This is a genomic window from Streptomyces sp. NPDC021020 (assembly GCF_044333285.1).
Lineage (GTDB): Bacteria > Actinomycetota > Actinomycetes > Streptomycetales > Streptomycetaceae > Actinacidiphila.
In genome coordinates, this window is record NZ_JBIRQQ010000001.1 from 690,899 (window position 1) to 707,672 (window position 16,774).

The 16,774-nt window shown below is 74.9% G+C and carries 14 protein-coding genes; 4 read left to right on the forward strand and 10 right to left on the reverse strand.

Features of this window, described 5'->3' with window-relative positions; translation table 11 throughout:
* Nucleotides 1-12: 12 nt before the first annotated feature.
* The 4 genes from ACH4SL_RS03075 to ACH4SL_RS03090 are packed head-to-tail and all read right to left on the reverse strand — an operon-like array spanning nucleotide 13 to nucleotide 4,030.
* Nucleotides 13-1,026, reverse strand: a complete 1,014-nt coding sequence (locus ACH4SL_RS03075; RefSeq protein ID WP_398441595.1) for an ABC transporter substrate-binding protein — start codon at nucleotides 1,024-1,026, stop codon at nucleotides 13-15.
* A gap of 27 nt (nucleotides 1,027-1,053) precedes the next feature.
* Nucleotides 1,054-1,956, reverse strand: a complete 903-nt coding sequence (locus tag ACH4SL_RS03080) for an ABC transporter ATP-binding protein (protein ID WP_398441596.1) — start codon at nucleotides 1,954-1,956, stop codon at nucleotides 1,054-1,056.
* The gene (locus tag ACH4SL_RS03085) at nucleotides 1,953-3,035 is read right to left on the reverse strand and encodes a FecCD family ABC transporter permease (protein WP_398441598.1); all 1,083 of its coding nucleotides are present in this window, start codon (nucleotides 3,033-3,035) and stop codon (nucleotides 1,953-1,955) included. The genes ACH4SL_RS03080 and ACH4SL_RS03085 overlap by 4 nt, the downstream gene beginning before the upstream one ends.
* A complete protein-coding gene (locus ACH4SL_RS03090) occupies nucleotides 3,032-4,030 on the reverse strand; it encodes a FecCD family ABC transporter permease (RefSeq protein ID WP_398441599.1) in 999 nt (332 codons plus the stop codon). Before ACH4SL_RS03090 ends, ACH4SL_RS03085 begins: the two co-directional genes overlap by 4 nt.
* Nucleotides 4,031-4,159: 129 nt before the next feature.
* Here ACH4SL_RS03090 and ACH4SL_RS03095 point away from each other — a divergent pair, with 129 nt between their 5' ends.
* On the forward strand, nucleotides 4,160-4,807 hold the full coding sequence (locus tag ACH4SL_RS03095) for an HAD family hydrolase (RefSeq protein WP_398441600.1): 648 nt from the start codon (nucleotides 4,160-4,162) through the stop codon (nucleotides 4,805-4,807).
* A gap of 30 nt (nucleotides 4,808-4,837) precedes the next feature.
* On the opposite strand, the gene ACH4SL_RS03100 is transcribed toward ACH4SL_RS03095, so the two are convergent.
* On the reverse strand, nucleotides 4,838-5,077 hold the full coding sequence (locus ACH4SL_RS03100; protein WP_398441601.1) for a hypothetical protein: 240 nt from the start codon (nucleotides 5,075-5,077) through the stop codon (nucleotides 4,838-4,840).
* A gap of 167 nt (nucleotides 5,078-5,244) precedes the next feature.
* Between ACH4SL_RS03100 and ACH4SL_RS03105 the strand changes: the two genes are divergently transcribed.
* Complete coding sequence (locus ACH4SL_RS03105; RefSeq protein WP_398441602.1) at nucleotides 5,245-5,628, forward strand: cold-shock protein; 384 nt, start codon at nucleotides 5,245-5,247, stop codon at nucleotides 5,626-5,628.
* Between the two features lie 120 nt (nucleotides 5,629-5,748).
* Here the strand turns inward: ACH4SL_RS03105 and ACH4SL_RS03110 are convergent, their stop codons facing one another.
* From ACH4SL_RS03110 to ACH4SL_RS03125, 4 genes are all read right to left on the reverse strand, one after another.
* Nucleotides 5,749-6,666: a 1,4-dihydroxy-6-naphthoate synthase gene (locus ACH4SL_RS03110; RefSeq protein ID WP_398441603.1), complete on the reverse strand. Its 918-nt coding sequence runs from the start codon at nucleotides 6,664-6,666 to the stop codon at nucleotides 5,749-5,751.
* Entirely contained in the window at nucleotides 6,653-7,342 is a 690-nt protein-coding gene (locus ACH4SL_RS03115) for a futalosine hydrolase (RefSeq protein ID WP_398441604.1), read from the reverse strand. Before ACH4SL_RS03115 ends, ACH4SL_RS03110 begins: the two co-directional genes overlap by 14 nt.
* 4 nt (nucleotides 7,343-7,346) lie before the next feature.
* A complete protein-coding gene (locus ACH4SL_RS03120; protein ID WP_398441605.1) occupies nucleotides 7,347-7,838 on the reverse strand; it encodes a hypothetical protein in 492 nt (163 codons plus the stop codon).
* 245 nt (nucleotides 7,839-8,083) lie between these two features.
* A complete protein-coding gene (locus ACH4SL_RS03125; RefSeq protein WP_398441606.1) occupies nucleotides 8,084-9,460 on the reverse strand; it encodes an MFS transporter in 1,377 nt (458 codons plus the stop codon).
* Nucleotides 9,461-9,727: 267 nt separating this feature from the next.
* Between ACH4SL_RS03125 and ACH4SL_RS03130 the strand changes: the two genes are divergently transcribed.
* Together ACH4SL_RS03130 and ACH4SL_RS03135 are read left to right on the forward strand one after the other, a co-directional pair.
* Nucleotides 9,728-10,666: a DUF3027 domain-containing protein gene (locus ACH4SL_RS03130; RefSeq protein WP_398441608.1), complete on the forward strand. Its 939-nt coding sequence runs from the start codon at nucleotides 9,728-9,730 to the stop codon at nucleotides 10,664-10,666.
* Nucleotides 10,667-11,008: 342 nt separating this feature from the next.
* Entirely contained in the window at nucleotides 11,009-14,215 is a 3,207-nt protein-coding gene (locus ACH4SL_RS03135) for a sacsin N-terminal ATP-binding-like domain-containing protein (RefSeq protein WP_398441609.1), read from the forward strand.
* An 82-nt stretch (nucleotides 14,216-14,297) separates the two neighbouring features.
* Here ACH4SL_RS03135 and ACH4SL_RS03140 read toward each other — a convergent pair whose 3' ends face one another.
* Nucleotides 14,298-16,754: an HAD-IC family P-type ATPase gene (locus ACH4SL_RS03140; protein ID WP_398441611.1), complete on the reverse strand. Its 2,457-nt coding sequence runs from the start codon at nucleotides 16,752-16,754 to the stop codon at nucleotides 14,298-14,300.
* Nucleotides 16,755-16,774 lie beyond the last annotated feature (20 nt).

Sequence of the window (16,774 nt, forward strand, 5' to 3'; positions counted from 1 at the left end):
GGGTGCGGCGGGCTACCCGGCGGTGAGGTCCTGCTGCAGCTCGTCGAGCACCTTGTCCGCCGCCGTGTAGCCGATGCCCTGGTACCACAGCTCGTCGTCCACCCGGTGGGCGCGACCCGCGGCGACCGCCGTGAGGTGCTTCCACAGCGGCCCGGCCGTCACCTCCGTCTCCTTGGCGGCCTCGGGGTCGCCGTAGGTGGCGTAGAAGAGGGCGTCGCCGTCGGCCTTGTCGATCTGCTCGGGGCTGACGTCGACGCTGAGCTGCTCGACGTCCTGCGCCGCGGGCCGGGCGAGGCCGACGTCCTTCAGGACGGTGCCGATGTAGCTGGCGTTGCCGTACAGCCGGATGTCGGCGCCCTCGACGAAGCGCACCATGCTCACCTTGGTCGCCGCCGCCTTCGCGCTGCCGCCGAGCGCCGCGGTGACCTGGGCGACGTGGCTGTCGTACGCGCGCACCGCGGCCGCGGCCTGCGCGGTACGGCCCAGCGCCGCGGCGTGCAGCTGGAAGTTGGCCTTCCAGGGGGCGCCGGTGGTCTCGGTCAGCACGGTCGGGGCGATCTTGCGCAGGGCGTCGTAGTGCGCGCCGTCGCGTACCTTGCTGCTGAGGATGAGGTCGGGGTGCAGGGCGGCGACGGCCTCCAGGTTGGGGCTCGCGATGGCGCCGACGTCCTTGATCCCGGCGACCTCGTCCTTCGGCAGGTAGTCGAGGAAGCCGCTGCTGGTGCCCGCGCTCGTCGCGCCGACCGGCTTGACGCCGAGGGTGATCGCCGAGTCCAGCTCGGCGGTGTCCAGCACGACGACCCGCTGCGGGTGGTCGGGGACGGTCACCTTGCCCATGGCCGTGTCGACGGTGTGCGTGCCTTTGCCGCTGCCCGAGGAGTCCGCGGAATCCGACGACGAGGACGAGCAGGCGGTCGCGGTGAGGGCGGCGCAGCACAGGACGGCGGCGAGCGCGGCGGCGGGCCGGCGTGCACGGGAGGCGGGGCGGGCGGTGCTGGTCGAACGGGCGCTGCTGGTACGGGACATGGCGGTTCTCCGTTCAGGCGTGCCGGGTCAGGGGTGCGGGGCGTCCTTCGGGGGTACGGGAGCGGGCGCCTGCCACGGCGCGCCGGGCACCACCAGCGGGTCGCCGGTCACGGGGTCCGGCACCACGACGGACTCCAGCCCGAAGACCTCGCGGACCAGCGCGGCGGTCACCACCTCGGAGGGCGGGCCCTCGGCGACGATCCGGCCGGCCTTCATGGCGACCAGGTGGTCGGCGTAGCGGGCGGCCTGGTTGAGGTCGTGCAGGACGGCGACGACCGTGCGGCCGCGCTCCCGGTTCAGCCGCCGCACCAGGTCCAGCACCTCGACCTGGTGGGCGATGTCGAGGAAGGTCGTGGGCTCGTCGAGCAGCAGCAGGTCGGTGTCCTGGGCGAGCGCCATCGCGATCCAGGCCCGCTGGCGCTGGCCGCCGGACAGCTCGTCGACCAGCCGGTGGGCGAGGTCGGCGGTCGCGGTGCGCTCCATGGCCTCGGCGACCAGCCGCTCGTCCGACTCCGACCACTGCTGCCACCACTTCTGGTGCGGCTGCCGGCCGCGCGAGACGAGGTCGGCGACGGTGATGCCCTCGGGCGGCACCGGCGACTGCGGCAGCAGCCCCAGGGTGCGGGCGATCTGCCGGGTCGGTACGCGGGCCAGCTCGGCGCCGTCCAGCAGCACCGAGCCGCCGCGCGGCTTGAGCAGCCGGCCGAGCGCCCGCAGCAGCGTGGACTTGCCGCACGCGTTGGGGCCGACGACGACGGTGACCTGCCCGTCGGGGATCTCCAGGTCGAGCCCCTCGACGACGGTCCGCTCCTCGTAGGACAGCGTGAGCGCGCGGGCGGCCAGCCTGCTCCGCGGCGGTCCTGCCGCCTCCGGCCGCGCGGCGGGGACGAGGGCGGGGGCGGCGGTCGCCGCGGGCTCTGGGGTCGTCATGACGGATCTCCGGAACGGCTGCGGCTGCGCACGATCAGCCACATCAGGTAGGGGGCGCCGACCGCCGCGGTCATCACGCCGACCGGCAGTTCGGTGGGCGAGAAGAGCTTGCGGGCCAGCAGGTCGGCGACCACCACGACCAGCGCGCCGGTCAGCGCGGAGGCCAGCAGCGGGATCTGCGCGGAACGGGTCAGCCGGCGGGCGATCTGCGGGGCGAGCAGCGCCACGAAGTCGACCGGGCCGGCCGCGCCGGTCGCGACCGAGGCGAGCACGACGCCCAGCGTGACCAGGCCGAGGCGGATACGGCCCAGCCGCACGCCGAGCGCGGTCGCGGTGTCGTCGTCGAAGGACATGGTGCGCTGCGCCCGCGCCGCCCACAGCGCGCACGGCAGCGCGACGAGCAGGACGAGCGCGAGCGGGCGCGCCTCGTCGTAGCCGCGGCCGTTGAGTGAACCGGTCAGCCACACCTTGGCCTGCTGGGCGACCAGGTAGTCGCCCTTGGTCATGAAGAGCTGGGTGACCGACGACAGCGCCACCGAGAAGCCGATGCCGATCAGCACGAAGCGCGACGCGTGCAGGCCGCGCCGCCACGCGAAGAGGTAGACCAGCGCGGCGGCCCCGAGGCCGCCCGCGACCGACAGGTAGGGCAGCGCGGTGTACGAGGTCACGCCGTACGTCATCGCGGCGACGGTGAGGGCGCCCGCGCCGTGCGTGACGCCGATGACGTCGGGGCTGGCGAGCGGGTTGCGTGCGACCGTCTGGATCAGCGCGCCGGACACGCCGAACGCCGCGCCGACCAGCAGCCCGAGCACCAGCCGCGGCTCGCGCAGCTCGCCGACGACCAGCTCGTCGGGGCTGGGGCGGCCCAGTACGACCTTCAGCACCTCGCCGGGCGCCACGAAGGACTCGCCGACGCACAGGTACGCCACGCACGCCGCCGCCAGCAGCAGCGCGAGCACGCCGGTGACGGCGAGCGAGCGCCGGTGCACCAGGAAGGAGCCGCGGCCCGCGGGGCGTACGACGGTGTAACCGGCGGGGCGCACCGCCCGGGTCCCGCTCTTCGTGCCCGTCGCGCTCACGCCGCCACCACCGCCCGGCGCCGGACCAGCGCCACCAGGAACGGCACCCCGATGAGCGCCGTCATCACCGCCACCGGCACCTCGGACGGCGGGAAGACGATCCGCCCCACCACGTCCGAGACCAGGATCATCACCGGGCCCAGCAGCGCCGCCATGGGCAGCACCCAGCGGTGCGCAGTGCCGACCAGCGCGCGGGCCAGATGCGGGACGGCCAGCCCCACGAAGGCGATCGGCCCGGCGGCCGCGACCGCGGCGCCGGTCAGCACGGTCGCGCCCAGCGCCCCGAGCAGCCGCAGCAGCGCCACGTTCTGCCCCAGGCCCTTGGCGACGTCCTCGCCGAGCGCCAGCGCGTCCAGCCCGCGGGCCATCGCCAGCACCAGCAGCAGCCCGGCCACCAGAAAGGGCCAGATCATCCCGATGATGTGGGTGTCCCGTCCGGACAGCGATCCGACCTGCCAGAAGCGGTAGGTCTCCAGCGTCTGCGCATCCGTGGTCAGCACCCCGGAGACGATCGAGGTCAGGAAGGCGTTCATGGCCGCGCCCGCGAGCGCCAGCTTCACCGGCGACGCCCCGCCCCGGCCGCGCGCGGCGATCGCGTAGACGGCGACGGCAGCCGCCCCGGCGCCCGCGAAGGCGAACCAGACGTAGCCGCTGAGCGTGCCCACCCCGGCGTACGCGATGGCGCACACCACGCCGAGCGACGCGCCCTGGCTCACCCCGAGGATGCCGGGCTCGGCGATCGGGTTGCGGGTGATGCCCTGCATGACCACCCCGGCGACCGCGAGGGCCGCCCCGACCATGATCCCGATCACCGTCCGCGGCACCCGCAGGCTGCGGACCACCTCGGCGTTCTGGCTCGTGCCGCCGTGCAGCAGCGCGTCGAGCACCTGGTCCGGGGGTATCGCGCGGCTTCCGACGGCCAGGCTGAGCAGCACGGCGAGCAGCAGGGCCACCGCCGCCGCGGCCATCCAGCCGGTGCGGCGACGCAAGGGCATGACGAGCGGTCCTCCGGAAAGCGGCGACCGTCGGACGCCGGACATTGTTAGCTTAGGCTTCGCTCACTATACGCCCAGGTCGCGGCCACCTCAGGGGTGAGGTTGACCCGTCAGGTGACAATGGGTGCCGTGACCACTGACCTCCTCCCCGCGCTCTCGATCACGCCGCCCCTCACGGTCGGCTTCGACCTCGACATGACCCTGATCGACTCCCGGCCGGGGATCAAGGCCGTGTACGACCGGCTCGCGGCGGAGACCGGCGTCTTCATCGACTCCGACCTCGCCGTCACCCGGCTGGGGCCGCCGCTGGACGACGAGCTGGCCAACTGGTTCCCGGCCGAGCGCGTGCCGGAGATGGCCGACCGCTACCGCGAGCTGTACCCGCACCACGCCATCGCCCCCACACCGGCGATGCCGGGCGCCGTGGAGGCGGTGGCGGCCGTCCGGGCGGCAGGCGGCCGTCCGGTGGTCGTGACCGCGAAGTACGGCCCCAACGCCGAGCTGCACCTCGCGCACGTGGGCATCGAGGCCGAGCTGCGCGGCTGGCTGTGGGCGGAGGCCAAGGCCGAGGCGCTGGTCGAGTGGGGCGCCACCGTCTACGTCGGCGACCACACCGGTGACATACGGGGCGCGCACACGGCGGGTGCGCTGTCCGTGGCCGTGGCCACCGGGCCGTGCAGCGCGGCGGAGCTGCGGGCGGCGGGGGCCGACGTCGTACTCGCCGACCTCAGTGATTTCCCCGGCTGGCTGGCCGCCCACACCTCCGCGGCGGCCTGACCGCCGAATTCACGCCTGTGGGTGACCCCTTCACGCCTGCGGGCGGCTCTCGGGCCGCCGCTGGGCCAGCGCCGACCGCAGCAGGCCCAGCAGCGCCAGCGCCAGCCCCACCCCCATCAGCATCGAGACGAAGTACGCGGGCGTCGGCAGCCGGTGGGTGCCCAGCAGCAGCGGGGCGATCGTGACGAGGGTGCCGACCGCCCCGACCACGAAGACGACGGCGCCGGTCCTGACGAGCAGGTCGCCCGCGCCCCTGGTTTGTTTGCTCACCGGACAAGGGTAGGTCCGTTGCGTGAGGCGCGGGGGTACGGTGCCTCGCCGTCTTGTCACACGGCATCTGGCCATTAGCCTTGGTGTCGGCGGGTCTCCGATGGGCCCGCTGCTGTCTTATCCAGAGCAGTTTCGAGCAATATCGAGCAACGAGGACGAGGTCGGACGTGCCTACCGGCAAGGTCAAGTGGTTCAACAGCGAGAAGGGCTTCGGCTTTCTCTCCCGCGACGACGGCGGCGATGTCTTCGTGCACTCCTCGGTGCTGCCCGACGGGGTCGCCGCGCTCAAGCCCGGCCAGCGCGTGGAATTCGGCGTCGTCGCCGGCCAGCGCGGCGACCAGGCGCTGTCCGTGACGTTGCTGGACCCCACGCCCTCCGTCGCCGCGGCCCAGCGCCGCAAGCCCGACGAGCTCCTGCCCATCGTGCAGGACCTCACCACGCTGCTCGAAGACGTCGCCCGCTCCCTCCAGCGCGGCCGTTATCCCGACAAGGCGCACGGGCACAAGATCGCGTCCGTGCTGCGCGTCGTGGCCGACCAGCTGGACGTATAGCCGAAGGAAAGGCGGCGCCTTACCGGAGGGTCGAACTCCGGTAAGGCGCCGCCGCTGTTTTCCGGCGAATCCCGGCCACCGCGCGCGACGCCGCGGGCGGTGGCCGGGATTCGCCGGAATTCAGAAAGCGAGCGCGTCCGCGCCGAGCGCCGGCACGAGTCCTTCGGCGGCCGCACGCGTCAGCAGCCCGCGTACGGCGGCGTAACCGGGCTCGCCCAAATCCGCTGTGAATTCGTTCACATACAGCCCGATGTGCTGGTCGGCGACCGCCGGATCCATCTCCTGCGAATGCGCGAGCACATACCCGCGGGATGCCGCCGGGTCGTCCCACGCCATCCGCACCGACGTCCTGGCGGCCTCGGCGAGCGCGTGCAGCCGCTCCTTGCCCAGCGAGCGGCGCGCGATGATCGCGCCCAGCGGGATCGGCAGCCCGGTGGTGTCCTCCCAGTGCTCGCCCATGTCCGCGAGCTTGTGCAGCCCGTAGGTGCCGTACGTGAAGCGGGCCTCGTGGATCACCAGGCCCGCGTCCACCCGGCCGTCCCGCACCGCGGGCATGATCTCGTGGAAGGGCATCACCACGATCTCCCCGACGCCGCCCGCCACCTCGGCCGCCGCCCACAGCCGGAAGAGCAGATACGCCGTCGACTTCTCGCTCGGCACCGCCACGGTCTTCCCCGACAGGTCGGTGCCCGGCTCCCGGGTGAGCACCAGCGGCCCGCAGCCGCGCCCCAGCGCCCCGCCGCAGGGCAGCAGCGCCCAGTCGTCCAGCACCCACGGCAGCACCGCGTAGGAGACCTTCAGGACGTCGAACTCGCCGCGCTCGGCCATCCCGTTGGTGATGTCGATGTCCGCGAACGTCACGTCCAGCGGCGGCGCGTCCGGCACCAGGCCGTGCGCCCAGGCGTGGAAGACGAAGGTGTCGTTGGGACACGGGGAGTAGGCGATCCGCAGGGCTTCGGACGCGGCGCCGCCGCCGGAGCCGGGGATGCCGCCGGGAAGAGGGGTGCGGTCCGCCGGGCCGCTGCTAGCTGTCGTCATGTCCTGCTTCAACCTCCAAGACGCCGGGGAGCATCCCGAACGCCGCCGTCAGCGCCGCCAGCGCGTCGCCGATCCGCCAGGCCGCGCGGTCCCGCGGGCCCACGGCGTTGGAGATCCCGCGGATCTCCAGTACGGGTATCTCCAGATACGCCGCCGCCTCCGCCACCCCGAAGCCCTCCATGCCCTCGGCCACCACGCCCGGGTGACGGCGCGCCAGCTCGGCCGCGCGTTCACCCGTACCGGTGACCGTGCTCACCGTCAGCACCGGTCCGTGGGTCGCGCCCAGCGCGTCCGCCACCGCCCGGCTCAGCCGCGCGGGCGGGCGGTGCTCGGAGCGTCCGAAGCCCAGCTCGGCGATCGGGACGAAGCCCTCGGGGGATTGCGCGCCCAGATCCGCGGCCACGATCGACTCGGCCACCGCCAGCGAGCCGACCGGCGCGGCGGGCGCGAAGCCGCCGCCGATGCCCGCGCTGACCACCAGGTCGAGCCGCCGGGAGGCGTCCTCCACCAGCAGGTGGTACATCGCGGCGGCCGCCGCGGCCGCGGGGCCCGCGCCCACCGTGGCGACATCGATGCCGCGGGCGGCCTTCCCGGCGGCGGCCAGGCCCGCGAGGACGGCCTCCCGCTCGGCGTCGACCGCGGTCAGCACCAGGACGCGCCGCCCGCGCCGCGCCATCGGGCTACTGCCCCCGGATCAGGTTGATCTGGATCACCCGGTAGGAGTCCTCGCCGCTGGTGTCGGCCGACTCCACGATGTTCAGCGTCACCTGCTTGGCGGTGCTGGTGCCGCCGGTCGTCGGGTCCTGCTGGTTGAACAGCTGCTCACTGTCCACCGACCAGTACGTCTTGTCCTTCAGCGGCTCCGGCGTCACCAGCGTCGTGCCCGACGCGATCAGCCAGCCCTTCTTCGCGATGGACGGGTCCACGCCGATCCGGACCTTGTCGCCGACCGGCACCGTGATGTGGTGCTTCGGGGTGACCTGGAGGCACGCCAGGAAGACGTTCTGTTCGAGCTTCTTGCCGCCGTCGTAGCACTTGTCGGCGGCCTCCGCCTGCACGGTCTTGCCGCCCACCGTCACGGTCGCCATGGCGGTCGGCTTGTCGCAGGCGGTCAGGACGACAAGCCCGAGGGAGAGGGCACCAAGGGTGGTGGCAGTACGGCGAATGCTCATGGCAGGAGGCTACCGGGCGGCCGCCCCCAGCCCGCGCGGGGGTGCGCGTGTCCCCGGGCGTCCGCCGTACGGGTGCGCACCCGGCAAGGCGCCGGTCAGAGGTGCGAGCGGGCGGTCGGCGAGGCGCCGCTCGGATGTGCGGGTGCGCGGTCTGCGGGGCGCCGTCGGACGTACGGGTGCGCACCCGGCGGGGCGCCGCTCGGACGTACGGCCGGGGGCACCGGCGGGGCGCTGCCCGGGACGGCTCAGGCCACCCGGGCGCGGGCCGTGCCGCCGCGGCGGGCACCGCCCAGCAGCCCGCGGAAGGACACGCTGAAGGCCAGCAGCACCAGCCCGGCCGCGCACGCCATGCCGAGCGAGCCGATCAGCGGCAGCATTATGCCGAGCCCGCCGCCGACCACCCAGGACAGCTGGAGCGCGGTCTCGGAGCGCGCGAAGGCGGAGGTGCGCACCAGCTCGGGCACGTCGCGCTGGATCAGCGCGTCCAGCGACAGCTTGGCCAGCGCCTGCGAGATGCCCGCCACGGCGGTGAGCGTGGCGACCGTGACCAGGCTGTACCAGCCGGCCGCGACCGTCGCCGCCGTCAGCGCGCACAGCAGTGCCGTCGCGATAATCACCTCGGGCCCGCGCGCCTTGAGCCAGGCGCCGAGCGCGGTCCCGAACGCGTTTCCGACGCCCGCCGCCACGGCCACCACCCCCAGCGACATCGCGGGCGTCAGCCCGCCCAGCGGGTGCTCGCGCATCATGAACGCCAGGAACATCGTCAGGAAGCCCGACAGCGACCGCAGCCCCGCGTTGCCCTGGAGCGCGTGCAGGACCGAGGAGCCGACACCCAGCAGCCCGGGCTTGCGCCCCGGGATGCCCGCGGGCTCCGGGGAGGCCTCCTCGTCCGCCGACAGCCGCACCCGCTGCTCGCCGCGCGCCGAGTCGACCTTCGACGGCAGCGACAGCGACAGGATCGCGCCGCACAGGAAGACGACGAAGGCGCCGTAGAGCGGCCACTGCGGCCCGATCATGTTCAGCCCCGCGCCGACCGGGGCGGCGACCGCCGTGGCCAGCAGACCCGAGAGGGTGACCCGCGAGTTGGCCTTCACCAGCGTCGTACGGCCCGGCAGGAGCCGTGGCACCACCGCGCTGCGCACCACGCCGTACGCCTTGGACGCCACCAGCACGCCCAGCGCCGCCGGATACAGGCCCAGGCCCGCGGTCGAGATCACCCCGGCCATCGTCCAGGCCAGCACCGCGCGGGCCATCATCGCCATCGCCATGGCGGCGCGGCGGCCGTGCTGGAGCCGGTCCAGCAGCGGGCCGATCACCGGGGCGAGCAGCGCGAAGGGCGCCATCGTCACCAGCAGGTACAGCGCCACCCGGCCGCGGGCCTCGCCGCTGGGCACCGAGAAGAACACCGTGCTGGCGAGCGCCACGGTGATCATCATGTCGCCCGCGGAATTGACCGCGTGCAGCTCGATCAGCTTGGCCAGGCCCGACTCGCCCGCGCCGCCGGAGCGGGTGGCGCGCCGGATGCGGCGGCCCAGCGCACGGACCGGCCCGCCCACGGCTCTGCCGAGGGCGCGCCCGGTGCTGCGCACCGGCCCTCGGCCGGCTGTGACGGTTCGTGCCATGTCGCAATCCTGCCCCAATCGGAAGAGAGCTCACCCCCTCCTTTGCGGGCGTGGTGCGCACAGGTACCGTGCGATCACGCAGAATGGGTGGTAACAGGTGCGCCCGAGGACGTTCGGGCAGGGCCGGATGAGGCAGGGAGACCAGGCGTCGAAGCGGTCCACAGGTCCGCTCCGCTGCAACTCTCCGCATCTCCGTCAGGTCCTATCCGCCCGCGAGCGCACACGTGAGACGGCGTAGAGAGAGAAACGATTTCTGTGAGTGCAGCGATGCGAAGCCGTACCCCTGACCGCCTGTGCGCCGAGGCGGTCGAGCTGGCCAGGGCCGTCACGCTGGAGGCCGCGGGGCCGGACGCGGTGGGGGAGCACCTGGGTGTCGCCGCGGAGGGCGACCGGGTCGTCACGCACTACTTCGCCTGCACCGAGGCGGCCTACCGCGGCTGGCGGTGGGCGACCACGCTGACCCGCGCCTCCCGCGCCAAGGCCGTCACCATCGACGAAACGGTGCTGCTTCCCGGCACCGACGCCGTCCTCGCGCCGGAGTGGGTGCCGTGGAGCGAGCGGCTGCGGCCGGGCGACATGGGGCCGGGCGACCTGCTGCCGACCGAGGCCGACGATCTGCGCCTGGAGCCGGGCTGGACGGGCGAGGACGAGCCGCGCGGGCCCCTCGCCGAACTGGCCGAGCAGGAGCAGCCGCAGGCCGGCGAGGACGTCGTCGTGCCGTCCGTGGCCACGATCGCCGCGCTCGCCGGGCAGCTCGGGCTGGGCCGTCCGCGCGTGCTGTCCCGCTACGGGCTGCACACCGCCGCCGACCGCTGGGACGAGCAGTTCGGGCCCAAGACCGCGATGGCCCAGGCCGCGCCCGCCAACTGCGCCAGCTGCGGCTTCCTGGTGCCGATCAGCGGCTCGCTGAGCCAGGCCTTCGGGGTGTGCGCCAACGAGTTCTCCCCGGCCGACGGCCGCCTGGTCTCGCTCGGCTACGGCTGCGGCGGCCACTCCGAGGCCGCGGTCATGCCCAAGCCGCCGCAGCCCGCGCCGATGGTCCTCGACGAATTCCACGACACCGACCCGCTGTCGCTGGGCGCGGCGGACGGGAACGGCGCGGCACATGGCCACGACCCGGTACATGGCCACGACCCGGCAACGGGCGACGGCGCGGACGGCACGCACGGGGACGGGAACGGGGACGGGGCTCCGGCGACCTCCTGAGGACGCCGGACCGCGCCCCCGGCCGACCAACCCCGGCCGGGCCGCCGGAGAGCCCAGGTGCGCCTCCTGCGGCCCCTGGCCGGGCCCCGCGCGACGGGACGGCACCGCGGTCCCGCCGCACGGGCACCACGAGCACCCGCGGGAGATCCCGGCGGGTGCTCCGTGACCGCCCCTCGGCAGCAGCGGGCGGAGCGCGGCAGGGCAGCCGCGGGCGACACCCCGGCGCATCCCGGACCGCCCTTCCCGGTCGGCCCGGACGCGGGATGAAGGGCACGCCGAATGGCGGTACGGTCACCGTGCACAGCCTCTGACAGGGGCGACCCGGCGAGCGAAGGACCGTACGTGACCCGCGCAGGCGTAATCCGCACGCCCCTGGAAGGCCACCCCGACCCCTTCCGCACCGCGGACCTGCGCCGGGCGGTCCTGACCGCCTGGACCGCCTCCGCCGCCCGCTTCCGCGAGGACGCCAACGCCGAGGAGGACCTCGCCCTCGGCGGCCACCGCGACCGGCTCGTCGTCGAGCTGGCCCAGAACGCCGCCGACGCCGCCACCCGCGCCGGTGTGCCGGGCCGGCTGCGGCTGACTTACCACGAGGCCACCGCCGACGCCCCCGCCGTCCTCGCCGCCGCCAACACCGGGGCGCCGCTGGACGCCGCCGCCGTCGAGTCGCTGTCCACGCTGCGCGCCTCCGCCAAGCGCGACGACGGGCCCGGCGCGGTCGGCCGCTTCGGCGTCGGCTTCGCCGCCGTGCTGGCCGTCAGCGACGAGCCGGCGGTCGTCGGGCGCGGCGGCGGGGTGCGCTGGTCGCTGTCCGAGGCGCGGGAGATGGCCGCCGCCGTTCCCGGCCTGGACGACGAGCTGCGCCGCCGGGAGGGGCACGTACCGCTGCTGCGGCTGCCGCTGCCCGCGGAGGGCAGCGCGCCCGACACGTACGACACCGTCGTGGTGCTGCCACTGCGCGACGGCGCCGCCGAGGACCTCGCCGGGCGGCTGCTCGCCGCCGTCGACGACGCGCTGCTGCTGGCACTGCCGGGCCTGGCCGAGGTCGTCGTCGACACCCCGGAGGGCGTACGCACCCTGACCCGCACCGCGGCGGACGGCGGTGACGTGGTCGTCGAGGACAGCGCCGCGGCCGCGCCCGCCCGCTGGCGGGTGGTGAGCGACGGCGGTGACCTGGCCGCCGAGCTGCTCGCCGACCGCCCCGTCGAGGAGCGGCTGCGCCCGGTGTGGTCGGTGACCTGGGCGGTGCCCGTCGCCGCCGACGGCTCGCCCGCCGCGCCGCGCACCGCGGCCGTCGTGCACGCCCCGACGCCGACCGACGAGCCGCTCGGCTTCCCCGCCCTGCTGCTGGCCTCGCTGCCGCTCGACCCGACCCGGCGGCACGCCGCGCCGGGACCCCTCACCGACTTCCTGGTGGATCGGGCCGCCGAGGCGTACGTGCGGCTGCTCGCCGCCTGGCGCCCGACCGGCACCGGCGTCGTCGACCTGGTGCCCGGTCCGCTCGGCAAGGGCGCGCTGGACGCCGAGCTGCGCCGCCGCGTCCTGGACCGGCTGCCGCGCACCCCCTTCCTGCCGCGCGCCGCGCCCCCCTCCCCCGACGAGGCCGCGGCGCCCGCCGCCCCCGCGGACGCCGACGGCTGGGACGGCGGCGGCCCGCTCGCCGGGGACGGCCAGGCGCTGCGCCCGGTCGAGGCCGAGGTCGTCGAGGGCGCCACCGCCGAGGCGGTCCGGGTGCTGGCCGAGGTGCTGCCGACGCTGGTCCCCGCCGCGCTGGAGCGCCGGCCCGCGCTGCGGCAGCTCGGTGTGGCCCGGCTGTCGCTCGGCGAGGCCGTCGACCGGCTCGCGGGCACCGAACGCCCCGCGCAGTGGTGGTGGCGGCTCTACGACGCGCTCGCCGGCACCGACGCCGACATCCTCAGCGGTCTGCCCGTGCCGCTCGCCGACGGCCGCACCGTGGTCGGCCCGCGCCAGGTGCTGCTGCCCGTGCCCGGCTCCGACGGCGCCGACGCGCCCGACCCCGCGCTGCTGGCCCGCCTCGGGCTGCGCCTGGCCCATCCGGACGCGGCGCACCCGCTGCTGGAGAAGCTGGGCGCCGCGCCCGCCACCCCGCGGGCCGTCCTCACCTCGCCGCAGGTGCGCGCCGCCGTGGCCGCCTCGCTCGACGAGGACACCGCGTGGGACGTCGAGGAGTCCGGCCTGGACGCCGACGAGCTGGCCGACACCGTGCTGACGCTGGCCCGCGCCGCGGCCCTCGCCCCCGGCGACGAACCGTGGCTGGCGGCCCTCGCGCTGCCCGACGACGAGGGCGAGCCGACGCCGGCCGGCGAGCTGGTGCTGCCCGGCAGCGAGTTGGAGGGCGTGCTGCGCGAGGGCGAACTGGGCACGCTCGACCCGGATCTCGCCGAGCGCTGGGGCGAGCAGCCGCTCACCGCGGTCGGGGTGCTCGCGACCTTCGCGCTGGTGCGCGCCGCCGACGTGGTCCTCGACCCGGACGACCTGGAGCCGCGCGACAGCGACTGGGCCGAGCCGGACGACGCCGGGCTGCTGGACGCCGTCGACGTGTGGTGCGAGGACGTCCTCGACCAGCTCCCGGAGACCGACGTGCCGCCGGTCGCCACCGAGATCGTCGGCGTCCGCGACCTGGACCTCGTCGCCGACGACGCCTGGCCGCAGGCCCTCGCGCTGCTCTCCCGCCCGCCGCTGCGGGACGCCGTGACCGCGCCCGTGCGGGTGCTGCTCCCGGACGGCACCACCCAGTCCGTCCGCCCCTACGCCGCCTGGTGGCTGCGCGACCACCCGGTCCTGGACGGCCGCACCCCGGTGGGCCTGCGGGCGGCGGGCGGCGACCGGCTGCTCGCCGGGCTCTACGACGAGGCCGAGACCGACTCCGGCGTGGACGAGCAGGTGCTGCGCGCGCTCGGGGTGCGCACCACGGTCGCCGCGCTGCTGGACGAGCCGGGCGGCGCCGCGGAACTCCTCGGCAGGCTCGCCGACCCGGACCTGCCCGTCACCCCCGCGCAACTGCACGGCCTCTACGCGGCCCTCGCGCTCCTCGACCCGGACCAGGTCACGCTGCCGGACGAGCTGCGGGCCGTCGCCGACGGCGTGGCGGTCGTCGTGGACGCCGCGGACGCGCTGGTCGCCGACGCCCCCGACCTGCTGCCGCTGGCCGCCGGGCTGCCGCTGCTGCCCGTACCGCCGCGGCTGGCCGCAGAACTGGCCGAGCTCCTCCAGGTCCGCAGGCTCAGCGAGGTGGTGGAGGCCGCCGTCGTCTCGCAGGGCGAACCGCACGACGTGCTGCCCGCCGTCCACGACCTGCTGCCGGGCGCGCCCTCCTCGTACGTCGAGCACGAGGAACTGCTGCTCAACGGGGACATCGAGGTGGACTGGCGGTACGCCGAGGGTGTGCTGCACGCCGCCACCGTCGAGGGCGTCGCGGCCGGTCTGGCCTGGGCGGCGGGCCGCTGGGAGCGCCGCTTCGAGCTGGCGGCGCTGCTGGAGGACCCGTCGCGTACCGAGGAGCTGGCCCGCGACCGCTGGTTCGACTGACGCAGGGGGTACGTGCCGGGCGCCGGTACATTGCCGCGGCTCGGCGTATTGCCGCACCGTCGCAGTATGCCGGGCCGCCCGGTCAGCCCTCCGCCTGCTCCCGGCGCCGCACCCACGCCCAGCTGACCTCCAGCAGCACCGCGCCCGCCGCCGCGATCCCCACCGCGGCCCAGGGCACCTCGTCGCCGACGAGCTTCAGCGCGAAGAAGTCCTGGAGCCACGGGACGGCGAGCACGAGCGCGAAACCCAGCACCATGGCCAGCACCAGCAGGATCCGCCACCAGGTGTAGGGCCGGGCGATGATGGCCAGCACCCACAGCTCCAGCAGGAAGAGCGTCAGCGTCGCCGCGCTGGTCTCCGCGTCCAGCGCGCCGCCGCCGGTGTAGTGGTGACGGGCCAGCAGATAGGCGGCGAAGGACGCCACCCCGCAGATGATCCCGGCGGGCGTCGAATACCGCATGACCCGGCGGACGAAGTTCGGCCGGGCCCGCTCCTTGTTGGGCGCGAGCGCCAGGAAGAAGGCCGGCACCCCGATGGTCAGCGTCGACAGCAGCGTCAGATGCCGCGGCAGGAACGGGTACGGCACCTGCCAGCACACCACCAGCACCGCGAGCAGCACCGAGTAGACCGTCTTGGTGAGGAAGAGCGTCGCGACCCGGGTGATGTTGCCGATCACCCGGCGGCCCTCGGCCACCACGAAGGGCAGCGTCGCGAAGCTGTTGTCCAGCAGCACGATCTGCGCGACCGCCCGGGTGGCCTCCGAGCCCGAGCCCATCGACACCCCGATGTCGGCGTCCTTGAGGGCCAGCACGTCGTTGACCCCGTCGCCGGTCATCGCCACGTTGTGCCCGCGGGACTGGAGAGCGGCGACCATGTCCCGCTTCTGCTGCGGGGTGACCCGGCCGAAGACCGCGCCCTCGTCCAGCACCTCGGCCATCGCGTCCCGCTCGGCCGGCAGCCGCCGCGCGTCGACCGGTGACTGCGCGCCCGGCAGCCCGAGCTTCCCGGCGACCGCGCCCACGGAGACCGCGTTGTCCCCGGAGATCACCTTGACGTGCACGCCCTGCTCGGCGAAATACCGCAGGGTGTCGCCCGCGTCCGGCCGCAGCCGCTGCTCCAGGACGACGAGCGCGACGGGCGTGACGTCCCGTGCGACCTGCGGGTCGTCCAGCGGGCGCGCGGCGCGGGCCAGCAGCAGCACCCGCAGGCCCTGGTCGTTCAGCCGGTCGACCTCGGCGAGCGCCGGGTGCCCGGCCGGCAGCAGCACGTCGGGCGCGCCGAGCAGCCAGGTGCTGTCCGTGCCGTCCGGCTCGGTGAAGGCGGCGCCGCTGTACTTGCGGGCGGAGCTGAAGGGCAGCACGCCCCGGCCGCGCCAGTCCGCGGCGCCGCCCGGCGGGTAGGCGTCGACGATCGCCTGGAGGCTGGCGTTGGGCCGCGGGTCGGAGCCGCCGAGCGCGGCGAGCGCCCGCGCCGCGTAACCGGCCGCGCCGCTGCCCCCGTCGTCCGCGCGGCCCCCGTCGTCCGTACCGCCCGCGTCGTCCGCGCGGCCCGTGCCGCTTCCGCCGTCCAGCGGCCGCAGCTCGGTGACGTCCATGCCGCCCTCGGTGAGGGTGCCCGTCTTGTCCAGGCACACCACGTCGACCCGGGCCAGCCCCTCGATCGCGGGCAGCTCCTGCACCAGGCACTGCCTGCGGCCCAGCCGGACCACGCCGATCGCGAAGGCCACCGAGGTCAGCAGCACCAGGCCCTCGGGCACCATGGGCACGATGCCGCCGACCGTCCTGCGCACCGCCTCGTGCGCGTCATGGCTCTCCACCGTGAACTGGCTGATGATCAGCCCGACCGCGGTCGGCACCATCGCCCAGGTGATGTACTTCAGGATCCGGCTGATGCCCCCGCGCAGCTCGGAGTTGACCAGCGTGAAGCGCGAGGCCTCCTCCGCGAGCTGGGTGGCGTAGGCGTCGCGGCCCACCTTGGTGGCGGTGAAGGCGCCGCCGCCCGCGACGACGAAGCTGCCGGACATCACTGGGTCGCCGGGGTGCTTGAGCACGGGGTCGGCCTCGCCGGTCAGCAGCGACTCGTCGATCTCCAGGCCGTCCGCCTCGGCGACCTCGCCGTCCACCACGACCTTGTCGCCCGGTCCCAGCTCGACCAGGTCGCCGAGCACGATCCCGGAGGTGGGGATCTCGACCGTCCCGCCGTCCCTGCGCACCTCCGGGCGGGCCTCGCCGATGACCGCGAGGCTGTCCAGGGTGTGCTTGGCCCGCAGCTCCTGGAAGATGCCGATCGCGGTGTTGGCGACGATCACGAAGCCGAACAGACCGTCCTGGATCGGCCCGACCACCAGGATGACCAGGAAGAGCCCGCCGATGATCGCGTTGAAGCGGGTCAGGACGTTGGCCCGGACGATCTCCGTCACCGAGCGCGAGGACCGTACGGGGACGTCGTTGACCTGCCCCGCCGCAGTCCGCCGCGCCACCTCGGCGCTGCTCAGCCCCGGCAGCCGCGCGGCCACGTCCGTCAGTTCGCCTTCCGCCATGAGCAGACCGTACGTGCAGC

Excerpts from the sequence above, each read along its gene's own strand:
- ACH4SL_RS03075 (WP_398441595.1), bottom strand. The coding sequence starts at position 1,026 with ATGTCCCGTACCAGCAGCGCCCGTTCGACCAGCACCGCCCGCCCCGCC.
- ACH4SL_RS03080 (WP_398441596.1), bottom strand. The coding sequence starts at position 1,956 with ATGACGACCCCAGAGCCCGCGGCGACCGCCGCCCCCGCCCTCGTCCCC.
- ACH4SL_RS03090 (WP_398441599.1), bottom strand. The coding sequence starts at position 4,030 with ATGCCCTTGCGTCGCCGCACCGGCTGGATGGCCGCGGCGGCGGTGGCC.
- ACH4SL_RS03110 (WP_398441603.1), bottom strand. The coding sequence starts at position 6,666 with ATGACGACAGCTAGCAGCGGCCCGGCGGACCGCACCCCTCTTCCCGGC.
- ACH4SL_RS03115 (WP_398441604.1), bottom strand. The coding sequence starts at position 7,342 with ATGGCGCGGCGCGGGCGGCGCGTCCTGGTGCTGACCGCGGTCGACGCC.
- ACH4SL_RS03120 (WP_398441605.1), bottom strand. The coding sequence starts at position 7,838 with ATGAGCATTCGCCGTACTGCCACCACCCTTGGTGCCCTCTCCCTCGGG.
- ACH4SL_RS03125 (WP_398441606.1), bottom strand. The coding sequence starts at position 9,460 with ATGGCACGAACCGTCACAGCCGGCCGAGGGCCGGTGCGCAGCACCGGG.
- ACH4SL_RS03130 (WP_398441608.1), top strand. The coding sequence starts at position 9,728 with ATGCGAAGCCGTACCCCTGACCGCCTGTGCGCCGAGGCGGTCGAGCTG.
- ACH4SL_RS03140 (WP_398441611.1), bottom strand. The coding sequence starts at position 16,754 with ATGGCGGAAGGCGAACTGACGGACGTGGCCGCGCGGCTGCCGGGGCTG.